Origin of the sequence: Corynebacterium sp. HMSC055D05, assembly GCF_001810365.1 — a bacterium.
GTDB lineage: Bacteria > Actinomycetota > Actinomycetes > Mycobacteriales > Mycobacteriaceae > Corynebacterium > Corynebacterium coyleae.
The window spans coordinates 248,582-261,156 of the sequence record NZ_KV801024.1; the positions used below are offsets into that span (position 1 = coordinate 248,582).

At 62.4% G+C, this 12,575-nt stretch carries 13 protein-coding genes; 6 read left to right on the top strand and 7 right to left on the bottom strand.

The features are described 5' to 3' along the window. Positions 1 to 65 precede the first annotated feature (65 nt). Positions 66 to 1,592: a replicative DNA helicase gene (dnaB, locus tag HMPREF2734_RS01125; protein ID WP_070450684.1), complete on the top strand. Its 1,527-nt coding sequence runs from the start codon at positions 66 to 68 to the stop codon at positions 1,590 to 1,592. Here the strand turns inward: dnaB and HMPREF2734_RS01130 are convergent, their stop codons facing one another. The 6 genes from HMPREF2734_RS01130 to HMPREF2734_RS01155 are packed head-to-tail and all read right to left on the bottom strand — an operon-like array spanning position 1,593 to position 6,887. Continuing rightward, positions 1,593 to 2,177 carry a hypothetical protein gene (locus HMPREF2734_RS01130; RefSeq protein WP_070568427.1) on the bottom strand — a complete coding sequence of 195 codons (585 nt, stop codon included), beginning with the start codon at positions 2,175 to 2,177 and terminating at the stop codon, positions 1,593 to 1,595. It abuts the gene before it with no gap. Positions 2,178 to 2,231: 54 nt separating this feature from the next. After that, on the bottom strand, positions 2,232 to 3,545 hold the full coding sequence (locus tag HMPREF2734_RS01135; RefSeq protein ID WP_070484985.1) for an MFS transporter: 1,314 nt from the start codon (positions 3,543 to 3,545) through the stop codon (positions 2,232 to 2,234). Between the two features lie 40 nt (positions 3,546 to 3,585). Then, on the bottom strand, positions 3,586 to 4,170 hold the full coding sequence (locus tag HMPREF2734_RS01140) for a TetR/AcrR family transcriptional regulator (protein WP_083308005.1): 585 nt from the start codon (positions 4,168 to 4,170) through the stop codon (positions 3,586 to 3,588). A gap of 57 nt (positions 4,171 to 4,227) precedes the next feature. Continuing rightward, on the bottom strand, positions 4,228 to 6,423 hold the full coding sequence (locus HMPREF2734_RS01145) for a heavy metal translocating P-type ATPase (protein ID WP_070568430.1): 2,196 nt from the start codon (positions 6,421 to 6,423) through the stop codon (positions 4,228 to 4,230). 34 nt (positions 6,424 to 6,457) lie between these two features. Beyond that, positions 6,458 to 6,658, bottom strand: coding sequence for a heavy-metal-associated domain-containing protein (locus tag HMPREF2734_RS01150; RefSeq protein WP_070422040.1), 201 nt, complete (start codon positions 6,656 to 6,658; stop codon positions 6,458 to 6,460). Between the two features lie 28 nt (positions 6,659 to 6,686). Beyond that, on the bottom strand, positions 6,687 to 6,887 hold the full coding sequence (locus HMPREF2734_RS01155) for a hypothetical protein (protein ID WP_070422039.1): 201 nt from the start codon (positions 6,885 to 6,887) through the stop codon (positions 6,687 to 6,689). A 116-nt stretch (positions 6,888 to 7,003) separates the two neighbouring features. On the opposite strand from HMPREF2734_RS01155, the gene trxA reads away from it, so the two are divergent. After that, positions 7,004 to 7,375 (top strand): thioredoxin, encoded by a 372-nt coding sequence (gene trxA / locus HMPREF2734_RS01160; RefSeq protein WP_070568433.1) that lies wholly within the window; start codon positions 7,004 to 7,006, stop codon positions 7,373 to 7,375. A gap of 100 nt (positions 7,376 to 7,475) precedes the next feature. Then, positions 7,476 to 8,408, top strand: coding sequence for a PspA/IM30 family protein (locus tag HMPREF2734_RS01165; RefSeq protein WP_070568435.1), 933 nt, complete (start codon positions 7,476 to 7,478; stop codon positions 8,406 to 8,408). 354 nt (positions 8,409 to 8,762) lie between these two features. On the opposite strand, the gene HMPREF2734_RS01170 is transcribed toward HMPREF2734_RS01165, so the two are convergent. Then, entirely contained in the window at positions 8,763 to 10,208 is a 1,446-nt protein-coding gene (locus HMPREF2734_RS01170; protein ID WP_070568438.1) for an NYN domain-containing protein, read from the bottom strand. Positions 10,209 to 10,380: 172 nt separating this feature from the next. On the opposite strand from HMPREF2734_RS01170, the gene HMPREF2734_RS01175 reads away from it, so the two are divergent. Genes HMPREF2734_RS01175 through HMPREF2734_RS01185 form a run of 3 tightly spaced genes read left to right on the top strand, consistent with a single transcriptional unit; the run spans position 10,381 to position 12,509 of the window. Then, positions 10,381 to 10,755 (top strand): GntR family transcriptional regulator, encoded by a 375-nt coding sequence (locus tag HMPREF2734_RS01175; RefSeq protein ID WP_070568441.1) that lies wholly within the window; start codon positions 10,381 to 10,383, stop codon positions 10,753 to 10,755. Continuing rightward, positions 10,752 to 11,510, top strand: coding sequence for an ATP-binding cassette domain-containing protein (locus HMPREF2734_RS01180; protein ID WP_070568444.1), 759 nt, complete (start codon positions 10,752 to 10,754; stop codon positions 11,508 to 11,510). Before HMPREF2734_RS01175 ends, HMPREF2734_RS01180 begins: the two co-directional genes overlap by 4 nt. Next, positions 11,511 to 12,509 (top strand): hypothetical protein, encoded by a 999-nt coding sequence (locus HMPREF2734_RS01185; protein ID WP_070568447.1) that lies wholly within the window; start codon positions 11,511 to 11,513, stop codon positions 12,507 to 12,509. Positions 12,510 to 12,575 lie beyond the last annotated feature (66 nt).

A 12,575-nucleotide genomic window follows, 5' to 3' on the forward strand; every position in this document is an offset into this window, starting at 1 on the left:
GTCTGGTGGGTCTAGAAAATGTCGGAGGAGAGGGTAGTGTCATAGCCACAGTGAAAGGGGAAAACATGGGTGCGAACGACAGCTTCGACGACTACGTACCACCACCGGAGCCGGTAGCGGACTACGGCGACTTTGGGGACTTCGCCGACTTCGAACAAAACACTGGCGGCTCCAACCGCTTCGCCGGCGGCGATAACTTCGGTGGCAACGGCAAGGGTGGCCAGAAGCGCTACAACAAGTACGGCAACAACCGTGGTGACGTCCAGCAGGAGTACCGCACCCCACCCCACGACGAGCGCGCGGAGCGTTCCGTCCTCGGCGCAATGCTGCTCAACCCGGACGTGATCCTGGACGTGGCCGACGGGCTGCGGCCGGATGACTTTTACCACCCGGCGCACCAGCTTATCTACCAGGCGATTCTGGACCTGTTCTCCCAGGGAAGCTCCGTCGACGTGCTCATTGTCGCGGCACGCTTGGACCGTCTCAACGAACTGGAGCGCGTCGGTGGCGCCCCGTATCTGCACACGCTGATCTCTGAGGTGCCGACGTCGGCGAACGCCGGCTACTACGCGGAGATCGTCGAAGAGAAGTCGATCCTGCGCCAGCTGGTTAACGCCGGCACCCAGGTGGTCCAGTTGGGCTACGAGGGCGAAGAGGGCATGGAGATCGAAGCGCTCGTCGACCATGCGCAGCAGAAGGTGTTCTCCATTTCCCGCAATAACGTGGGCGAGGATTACCGTCCGCTCTCGGAATTGCTCAAGCCAACTATCGACGAGCTGACCATGATCGCATCCGGCGGCGCCCTCGAAGCTGGTGTGCCGACTGGGTTTATCGACCTAGACAAGCTCACCAACGGCCTTCACGCCGGCCAGATGATCATCATCGCAGCACGTCCTGGTGTGGGTAAGTCGACACTAGCGCTGGACTTCATGCGCTCCTGCTCGATCCACCAGGGCAAAACCAGCGTGATCTTCTCGCTGGAAATGAGTGCCTCCGAGATCATCATGCGCATGCTCTCCGCCGAGACGGAGATCAAGCTCTCCGCAATGCGTTCCGGCCAGATGGAGGAGCGCGACTGGGAGAAGCTGACCAAGCGCCTCACGGAGATCCAGGATGCGCCGCTATTTATCGACGACTCCCCGAACCTCACCATGATGGAGATTCGCTCCAAGGCACGCCGCCTCAAGCAGCAGCACGGCCTGGACCTGGTTGTGGTGGACTACCTGCAGCTGATGAGCTCCGGCAAGCGCGTTGAGTCCCGCCAGCAGGAGGTCTCGGAGTTCTCCCGCCACCTCAAGCTGTTGGCCAAGGAGCTCGAGGTGCCGGTCATTGCGATTTCGCAGCTCAACCGTGGCCCCGAAGCACGTACCGACAAGCGCCCGCAGTTGGCTGACCTGCGTGAGTCGGGCTCGCTGGAGCAGGACGCCGACATGGTGTTCCTGCTGTACCGCCCGGACTCACAGGATCGTGACGACGAGCGCGCCGGCGAAGCCGACATCATCGTGGCCAAGCACCGTGGCGGCCCGATTGACACCATCCCGGTGGCGCACCAGCTGCACTACTCGCGCTTCGTCAACATGGCGCACGGTTAGTTAGTTGTGTGGGTACTCCCCAACGATGTTGATGCGCGGGTGCCACGTTGTGGTCATCTCGAGCTCGTAGGTCATGTACGGGTCGTTGTCCGGGCCGTAGCAGCTCATCGTCTGCCCTGAAGATCCGACAGCGCAGCGCAGGTCGTACGCACCGCCGGTGATGGGGCTGACCACACCGGAGATATTCGTGAACGGCACGGACGTCACGTTCGGCTTGTTGCTCCAGGCCCACGTTGCATTAATCGCATGCGGGTAGGCCGCTGCCGCGAGATCGCAGGAGGTGGTGTCGCCGACGGAAATCTTCGCGCCGTCGGGTGTCATGCCGCACTTGCCGCCGACCTGACCTTTGTACGCCGGGTCGAGTTCGAACGCTCCGGCTAGCGGGGCAGCGGGCTGCTCTGGTGCTGGTGCAGCCTCAGGTTCCGGCGCCGGTGCGGGCTCCTCCTCCGGCGCCGATTCAGGTGCCGGTGCGTCGACGACTTCGGTCGACGTGACCACGATGGTCTCCGGCTCGCCGGTCCCACCCGCGCAACCGGCGAGCAACAAGGCGGTCAGCAGAGACAAGGGGGCGAGTACGCGACGCATGGCAATCCTTAACACGGGAACGGGGGATGAGTGCGATGGTACGTGGTGTCGTCGCTAGGCAAGCGCAACTCCCTTTTGCTCCGGCAACGTAAACGCAGCGACGCACGCCAGCAGGAACGCTGCGGCAAACACGCCGAACACTGCGGTCGAGCCGCCGAACGCCAGCACCGGCGGGACCACGAGCGGGGCGAGGATCGAACCGATGCGGCCGAACGCGGCACCCGCGCCGGTGCCGGTCGCGCGGATCGCGGTGGGGTAGAGCTCCGGGCCGATCGCGTACAACGCGCCCCATGCGCCGAGATTGAAGAACGACAGCAGGCAGCCCGCGAGGATGATCTGCCACTCGGCACTCGCCATGCCGAAGCCGAACGCGGAGACCGCAGACCCTGCGAGGAACACGGACAGGGTCGTCCTGCGCCCCCAGACCTCGATGAGCCAGGCGGCAACCGCGTAGCCCGGCAACTGCGCAAGCGTGATAATCAGCGTGAACGTGAATGACCGCACGAGCGAGAAACCCTGCTCCACCAGCAGGGATGGGATCCAGATGAAGGCGCCGTAGTAGGACAGCGACACGCAGAACCAGACGGTCCAGAAGGCGGCGGTGCGTCGTCGCAAAGCAGCGCCCCAGATGCCACCTTGGATCGGCTCCTCCTGTGCAGGGACAGTGGTGTCGTAGTTGGCGGGGTCGGCCTCAGCCTCGAAGGAACGCACGATCTCCTCAGCCTCGTCGTGGCGGCCCTTGGATTCCAGGAAGCGCACCGATTCCGGCAGGCCCAGGCGCACCACGATCGCGTACAGGGCGGGTAGCGCGCCGATGGCGAAGCCCCAGCGCCAACCGGTCTCGCCATTAGCGACGACAAACGTGCCGATCACCGCCGCCAGAATCCAACCCACCGCCCAAAACGCTTCGAGCAGCACCACCATGCGCCCGCGCACCTTACGTGGAGAAAACTCGCTGACCAGTGTGGACGCAACGGGAAGTTCCGCGCCGAGGCCCAAGCCCACCAGGAAGCGGAACACGATCAGCGACGCGACCGACCACGCCAGCGCCGACGCGCCCGTGGCCAACCCGTAGAGCAGCAGCGTCGCGGCGAACACCTGGCGGCGTCCGATCTTGTCGGCGAGCAACCCGCCGAGCGACGCGCCGATCGCCATACCGATAAACCCAACCGACGCGATCCAACTCGTCGTGGTCTTGTCTAGATCCCAGTGGATGGCGAGTGCTGCGATGATGAACGACACCAAGCCGATGTCCATCGCGTCCAGCGCCCAGCCAATGCCGGAGCCGACAAGCAGGCGTTTGTGTTTCGGGGTGACAGGAAGGCGGTCGAGGCGCTCAGTGCGCGTGAGCTGTTGATCAGTGTTCATGCAGGGGGAGTTTAGGCCGTGGCCTGCGAAAACTCGGAACTTAATATTCAGCTGAGTGTGCTTGAGCTTCCCAGCCGTCGAGTAGCGTGTCGATCATTTTGTGCGTCATGCTATCCCAGCGGATGACGTCAGGCGCTGGGGCAGGCAGCGGTCGGCTCACAATGCCAAGCGAGAAGTGCAACTCCAACGGATCCAGGTCTGCGGGACAGAGCTTGGCTCGCTTCGCGGGAGCGAGGAGCCCGTCGTAGATCTCCCGCACTTCCGCAGCACGCTTTTCGGCGGATCCCTGAGCGATAGCCGCAAGCCCTAGGTTGCCGATTGCATGGGTGGTGTCGCGCCAAGCCTTTCGCGTATCTACCGTGAATTCGACGGAGTGATCGTCGAGGATCTGAACAATGTCGTTCAAGGTTTGTTCGCTCACGGCGTCGTACAGGTCCGTGCGCTCCGGGAAGTGGCGCGTCACGGTTGCCACGCCGACTTTGGCGGCTTTGGCGATGGTACGCATGGACACGTCCGGTCCTTCGCTTAGAAGCAACTGTCTGGCTGCGGTGACGATGGCGTATCGGTTGTCGGCGGCGTCGCGTCTCTCGTCTGAAAAGATATCAAGTCGAACGTAATGTTTCACTTAATAAGTCGAACACCTTGTTGCATGTACTGTATTTCAGCAGGTAGTCGCACTTCACTATTCCGACTTGAACGCGCGCAGGCGCAGCGAGTTGGACACCACAAATACTGACGAGAAGGCCATCGCAATTCCGGCAAGCATCGGGTCCAAGAAGCCCAGCGCAGCCACCGGAATGAGCAGCACGTTGTAGGCGAACGCCCAGAACAGGTTGCCCTTGATGGTCTTCAACGTTTTGCGCGACAGGCGGATTGCGTCCACGGCGGAACGTAGCGACGAATGCATCAACGTAATGTCGGACGCCTCAATGGCCACGTCGGTGCCGGCTCCCATCGCCATACCAAGGTCCGCTTGGGCGAGGGCGGCGGCGTCGTTGACACCGTCGCCGATCATCGCCACCCGGTGACCCGAGTCCTGCAGCCGTTTGACCACGTTGACCTTGTCCTCCGGCAGCACGCCAGCGGTGACGTTTGCGGGATCGATCCCCACCTCAGCCGCCACCGCCTCCGCTGCGCCCTGGTTGTCGCCAGTGAGCAGGTGAGGGGTCATCCCCAAGTCGCGCAGGCGTGCGACGGCATCGCGCGAGTCCTCCTTCACCGTGTCGCGCACCGCGATCACACCGGCCACAACACCGTCGACCTCCACGGCGACGGCGGTCGCGCCGCGCTGCTCGGCCTCAGTGAACGCATCCGCCAGGGCACCAAGGTCCCCGGTGGGGCGGCCGACGCGGACAAGGCGGTCGTCGATACGCGCGGAAGCGCCCTGGCCTGGAAGATTCTCAAAGCCGGTCGCTTCGGGGACATCGTCGGCGGCCTCAACAATCGCCTGTGCGATCGGGTGCTCGGAGCCAGCCTCCACACCGGCAGCCAGGCGCAGCACCTCCTCGGTTTCGTAGCCCGGACCAGGCAGCACCTCGGCCACACCCATCTGGCCGGTAGTCACCGTGCCGGTCTTATCCATCACCACCGTGTCCACCTGGCGAGTCGATTCGAGCACCTCCGGGCCCTTAATCAACAACCCCATCTGGGCGCCACGACCGGTACCCACCAAGATCGCCGTCGGCGTGGCCAGGCCCAGCGCGCACGGGCACGCGATGATCAGCACCGCCACCGCAGCCGTGAACGCGTCCTCCACCGCATGGCCAACCAACAGGTGTCCCACCAGCGTGATCAGGGAAATCACAACAACCGTCGGCACAAACACCTGAGAGATCCGGTCCACGAGGCGCTCCACCGGCGCCTTGCCAGCCTGCGCGTCCTTGACCAGCTGCCCCATCTGCGCCAGCGTCGTCTCCGACCCAACGCGGGTGGCCTCCACCACCAGTCGCCCCGACGTGTTCAGGGTCGCGCCGGTGACCATCGAGCCCTCGCCGACCTCCACCGGGACGGACTCGCCGGTCAGCATGGATTCGTCGATAGCTGAATGCCCCGAGATCACACGCCCATCCGTGGCCACCTTCTCACCAGGGCGAACCACGAAACGATCCCCCACAACTACCTGCGAGATCGGCACCCGGACCTCTTTATCCCCGCGGATCACCGCCGCATCCTTGGCGCCCATGCTCAGCAGTTCGCGCAGCGCTTCCGAGGACTGCCCTTTCGCGCGCGTCTCAAACCACCTACCCAAGAGCAGGAACGTGATCACGACACACGCGGTCTCCAGGTACACCGGCTCACCAGGGCCACCAACAAACAGCGCCCAAATCGACCACAGGTACGCCGCCGACGTACCCAGCGTGATCAGCGTGTCCATCGTCATCGCGCCGTGCTTCAGATTCACCCACGTCGCACGGTGGAACACACTGCCCGCGGCGAAAAACACGAGCGTCGTAGCCGCCAGCGCCGCAAACTCCCAATTAGGAAACTGCAGCCCGTGAATCATGCTCACTAGCATCACCGGCAGCGACACCAGCGCCGACCAAATCGTCGTGCGCTTCAGCTGCTCCGCTTCATTGTCGCGCGCCTCATCGAGAGCATTGCTTGTCGACGAACCCCCGTCCCCACCAGGTTCCCCACCGTTTTCGTCACCCATTTCAAAGGCGTCGTAGCCGGCGGCGCGGACTTCGTCGATAAGCAACTGCGTCGACGTCGACGACGGGTCAAACGAAACAGTCGCAGTCTCCGTGGAGTAATTTACCGACGCATCCACGCCGTCGAGCTTGTTTAACTTGCGCTGAATACGCGAAGAGCACGACGAACAGGTCATCCCTGTTACGCCGAGCTCGATCTGTTGTAGTGCCACAGGAGGTTGAGTCATGCCCCCACCATATATCCGTGGCAAAATCCCCCGATTAAGCCAGCTTGTAGCCCGCTTCCTCAACAGCAGCAGCAATATCCGCGTCGGAGTAGCCCTCGCCCTCCACAACAACATTGCCGGACTTGTGATCAGCCTTTACGCCGGTGACGCCAGCGATCTCGCCGACCTCTTCCTGCACGCTCAATTCACAATGTCCGCAGGTCATGCCATCAACCTGGAACGTACGCTCAGCCATCGCAGCCTCCTCATGCAGTTTCAAACGGTTACAAATGTAAATCGTAGCCCGCGTTCACCGCCGCCAGCCGGACATCCTCATCGGTGAACAAGAACCCGACAACCGTCAGGACCCCATCCTCCATATTGATGTCCACCTCATGCGCGCCCTCCACCATCGAAAGTTCATCTGCAAGTGAAGCAACAGCAACTTCATCATCAGGACCAGAAATCTTGTAGGTCTTGGTCATGACTGGTGAGCGCCTCCTTAAAGCGGCCCAACACGGGTTGGAATACGACAAAACTCATCGCGTTGTACTTTGCACAACGTCCAAGAGAATAACCTAACGCAATAAGGAGCGAAACGTTGAGCACCATTGATGTAACTGAGGACACGTTTGAGCAAACCGTCACTCAGGACGGCATCGTCTTTGTCGACGCATGGGCCTCCTGGTGCGGCCCCTGTCGCCAGTTCGCCCCAACCTACGAAAAGGCATCCGAGACCCACACCGACGTGACGTTTGCCAAACTCGACACCGAGGCGAACCAGCAGCTCGCAGCCGCACTTGAAATTCAGGCAATTCCTACCCTGATGGCATTCCGTGACGGAATCATGATTTGGCAGCAAGCGGGCGCCCTTCCGCCGGCCGCCTTCGAAGACGTGATTAGCCAGGTCAAGGCCCTCGATATGGACGAGGTTCGCCGTCAGATCGCAGCCCAAAACACCGAGGAAAACTAGACCTCAGCAACCAAGCGCCCGCCTGCCGGGCGCTTTTTTCATGCGTACACTTGCCTAACGACGACGCACCCAAACCGACAAACACCGAAAGGACCCAACCATGGCGAACCCGTTTACCAAAGGCTGGAAGTACCTTATGCAGTCTTTCGACACCAAGATCGACGAGAATGCCGACCCGAAGGTGCAAATCCAACAGGCCATCGCAGCCGCGAAGAAGCAGCACCAAGACATCACCCAGCAGGCCGCGAACATCATCGGCAACCGCAACCAGCTGCAGATGAAACTCGACCGTCTGATTAAGTCCCAGGACGACCTGCAGGCCAAGGCACGCACCGCCCTCCAGGCTGCCGACAAGGCCACCGCCGCCGGCGACACCGAAAAGGCCCAACAGTTCAACTCCACCGCCGAGGTCATCGCCACCCAACTGGTGTCCGTCGAGCAGGAACTTGAGCAAACCAAGCAGTCCTACGCCTCCGCCGACCACGCCGCCAAGGAAGCACAGCAAAAGCAGAAGCAGTCCGAGGCCCGCCTGCAGGAGCAACTGGCCCAGGTTTCCCAACTCGAGTCCCAGCTCAACCAGGCCAAAATGCAGGAGCACACGGCCCGCACCATGGACACGATGAACCAGTTCAATACTGACGACGTGCCCACCCTCGACGGCGTACGCGACAAAATCGAACGGCGCTACGCCAACGCACTTGGCCAGCAGGAGTTGATGAAGGACTCCATGAACGATCGCATCGCCGAAATCGAGTCCGGCTCTTCCGATGCGGCCGCCTCCAACCGTCTCGCCGAGATCCGTGCCTCCATGGGCGGCGAGCTCGAGGCCGGGTCGGGTGCTTCTGCTTCCGCAGCCGACCGCCAGCTCGAAGCCGGCTCCGAGGGGGACGCTGCCGATTCTGCTGAGACTGCCGACACTGGCGTTGCCGACGCTGCTGAGGCCAGCACTGCCGACGACACCATCGCCGACGCCGAGGCCTACCTCCGCGACGCTGGGTCGGATGCTGACACCGACACCGACGCCGAGCGCTAGGCCCTTCCTGACACATTCCGCCGTAATCTGTCAGCCACCGGTATCTGGCCTGGACAGAAATCCGGCCTGACAAATTTTGCAATATTTGTCAGTGCCAGGGGCAGCCGCAAAATAGTTCCCGGGTTTACACTGAATCCGGGAACTATTTTGTCCGACCACGGGTGTCTAGAACTGCCGACCTGGGAAAATGTCGCCCTGAAGGCGCCGGAAACCGAAGAAAGTTCCCGCGCGGGGAACTATTTCGAGAAAGGGGGGCAGACGGGGAGGCGCCGGAAGCAGAAGAGAAGCGCAGGGCAACCAACACAAAAACGGGGCCGCAAGGTGGTTGGCGGCCCCGGTGTCGTCGTAAAGCGACTAGTTGCGACGGATGTTGATCAGGACACCGCGGATGCCGGAGTGGAACCCGTCGCGAAGATTGACGCGCTGGGTTTCGCTCAGCGTGTACTCGTGGAGGGTTTCGCAGGCGAACTGCAGCAGTGGCCTGTCGATCTCCGGTGGCAGACCGCCACCCGACAGCAGATGTGCACTGTCGCGCTGCTCCATGGTGGCGGCGTTTTCAAACCACCATGACGCGTACTGTTGTCCCACGTCGTAGGGGGTTTGGAAGCCGGCGGACGTCCACACCTCCTCCGGGAGCGGGACGTAGCGGGAGCGAAGCTTGCGGCGCGGCGCCATCATCGACGGCTTCGGTGCCGGCTTCGGGCCCTGCTGCGGCGCGGAATCCTCCGCCTTGGTTGAGTCGGCGGACGAGTCGGTATCCGAAGGGCTTGTCTTCGCGGCCGGCGTCGGCGCCGGAGTGGCAGCCGGGCGTTGTTCGCTGGAGACCTGCTTGTTGCCGGGTTTGTTGGACTCGTTGTTGGCCTCGACCTGTGCCTCGGAAGGCTCGTCGAGTTCCGGCTCGTCGGGTTCGTGCGTGCGCTGCTGGGCAACCGGAGCACCGACAATGTCGGAGGGCTTCGGCGCTGCAGGTGCAGCAGACGAGGCGGGTGCAGCAGGCTTGGCTTCGGTGGCCTCGGCCTCAGAGGTCTTGGAGCCCTCCGCCGAACCCTGCGACGCATCAGCACCGGCATCAGCACCGGCACCCGAACCATCGCCAGCACCCGTCTTCTCTTCCTGTTTCTCTGCTTCGGCGTTGGCGCATTCGGCGCTGAGCGGCTCGGGGCCAAGGCCTGGGACGGAGGTCGGGCCGTCGGCTTCGTCGAGGGGCGCGGCGTCGTTAAGCGGGCGCTCCCGGATGGTCGGCGGCAGGGGGCCTTCGAGGACTTGCAGGCGCATGGCGTTGGAGAAGTCCTCGCGCGGGTCGAGAATGGTGGTGCTGTCGCATGCGTGGCGCAGTGCGGAGGACATGGAGTCCCACCCGAATCCGTAGAGGTGTACGCGGGTGCCGGTGCGGGTGACTTCTTCGACGCCGGGGATCATGTCTGCGTCGCCGGAGACGAGGACGAAGTCGGTGAATTTTTCGCTCAGGCCGTTGACCACGAGGTCGGCGACGAGGCGGGTGTCAACGCCTTTTTGGGTGCGTCGTTCGCCCCATTCGATGAGTTGGCCGGTGCGGAGTTGCACGCCGTCGCAGGTGCGCAGTGCGCGTTGGTAGCGGTGGGGCCCGGAGTCGGGGATGCCGTCGTACCAGAGTTGCCTATGGATGGGTTGATGGAGTTGGTCGGTGATCATGTTCCCGAGGGCGTTGACTACCTCGGGGAGATCGATTTCTAGTTGGGCTCTTGCGCCGATTTCCCACGAATTGTAAAAGCTCGCGAGCAGGTAAGACGTGTCGACGAACACCAGTGTGCGTTCAAGCATGGCTCCTAAATTCCGATTCTTTTCGTTGCTAAGTTGATTTTCACGGCCCATCTTGCCTGATTTTGCGCGGGTTCTCCATGTTCTTTTTCTGTTTTTTGGTTGCACTCCACCTGAACCCGTGTTAGTTAGTTGGTTACTCGAGTAACTAACCAATGAGGCGAATGGAGGCGTCGTGAATACTGATGCGGAGCCGTTATTCGTGCAGATCGCCAGTTTCGTGGAGGACCTCATCGTCGACGGCTCCCTCAAGCCCGGCGATCAGGCCCCATCGACGAATCAGTTGGCGCAGTTCCACGAAATCAACCCCGCTACAGCGCGCAAGGGGCTGACGCTGCTTGTCGACGACAACGTGTTGGAAAAGCGCCGCGGCCTCGGCATGTTCGTCACCGACGGCGCCCGCGAGCGCATCCTGGCCACTCGCCGCGAGGCGTTTGCGGGCCAGTACATCGCACCGCTTATCGACGAAGCCGTCCACCTCGGCTACTCCCGCGCCGACCTCCACGACCTCATCGACCGCGTCGCAGAAAGCAGAGGACTGTACCGATGACAATCCACACCGCTGGCCTCACGCATCGCTTCGGCAGCACGCACGTGCTCAACGGCGTCGACCTGGACCTCGGCCCCGGTATCCACGGCTTGCTCGGCCGCAACGGCGTGGGCAAATCCACCCTGCTGCGCATCCTTGCCGGCCAGCTGAAACCCACGGACGGCACCGTTGAGGTCTTCGGGCAGCGCCCCTTCGACAACGTCCGGGTGATGGACAACACGTGCCTGACCGGCGTCGATACCGCCTACCCCGGCTGGTGGTCCGCCGCCGACGTGATCAAGGGCGCGCGCCTGCGCTTCCGCACGTGGAACCAAACCGTCGCAGATCAACTCATCGCCGACTTCGCCTTGGACCCCGCCCTAGGCACCCGTTACGAGAAACTCTCCCGTGGTCAGCGTGCCATGGTCTCTATCGTCATCGGCCTGGCCTCCAGCACCGAGCTTTTGCTTCTCGACGAGCCCTACGTCGGCCTCGACACCCACAACACCCAGGTTTTCTACCGCCACCTGTTGGCGCAGGCGGACTCGAAGCGCACGATCGTCATGGCCACACACCACATCGATGACGCCGCGAAAGTGCTGGACAGTGCGGTGATTCTGGGGCGTGATGGGGTCGTCGCAAAGCAATGTGTTCCGGAGGATGCGGACGCGTTCGCTGTGGCGGGACCGGAGCTTGTGCCTCTCGACGACGCCCCGCGCCACGCCCGCGCCGCAAAGTTCGACGACCTTATCGAGCACGTGCTGGAGGTGTCGTAGATGAACACCACGCTTCTCGGGTTCTTTCGCCACCAGTTTGTTGCCTCGCCGCTGAAGCGGCTGCTGTGGATGGTGCCGTTGATCGCCGTCATGGCGTTTGGACCGTTTGTTGTGGATAGTGCGCTTTCTGCCACATTCCTCCCCAGCATGGTCACGGTGCTTGTACTTGTCGCGTTGCAGCAGGAGGAGACTGCCTATACCGCGTTCGGTGTGCCGCGCTCGCGCGCTGTGAAACTTGCGGCCTTTGGGGTGGTGCCGGCGGTGTTGTGCGGGGTTGGCGTGGCGCTGGCGGCGCGGCCCGACTGGGTTGGGCTGCTCGGCGCGCTCTTTGCGGTGGTCGCTGGCCTGCTGATAGGCACGCGCTACGTCGAGGCGACTAACGACGAGGATCGGCGCGCGGTGCGTGGCCGAATCGGCCGGGGAGGGTTCATCTTCGAGGTGATTTTCAAGCCACAACTGTTGTGGGCAGCAGGTATCGCGGTTGCGCATAGCCTTTTGCTCTACCTTGCCGGAGTGGTGAGCAGCGAGCCTCTCGCCCAGTTCCTCGTGAGCCTGCCAATCCTCGTCTGGGCCATGGTCTATTGCAGCGCCGGCACAGGCATTCTCGGGGCGACGTCGATGACGAGTTTCGGCGTTCCACGCCGCCGCTGGTTGGTGCTGTATTGGGGCGCCGCCCTGGCATCGGTTGCGCTCTATATGGCGGTGTTGCTGCTGGTCACGCCAATCGGACCGCAGGTGGTTCTTGCTCTGGGCGCGGCGGTTTTCGCCAGCGCTGTGCTCGGCGCCGCGTTGAAGGTGTGGCGCGCAAGCCTTGGTCTTTTTCCTGCAATGCTCCTGTTCTTCGCGATCAAAGACGCATTGCTTATCGACGACCCCCACCCCGCCCAAGTCGCATACGCGCTGGCCATCGCGGGTTTGATGTTCTTGATCGGCCTGGTTTTGCAGGCGTTGTTCGTTTTTGGCGTGATTAACCCAAAACAAGGATTTAAAGACGCTTAGAAAACACGCTCTACGCTGGCGATTTGTGTTGTTGTTTGGGTGTGTGTAACTTAATCCCAGTCAGCG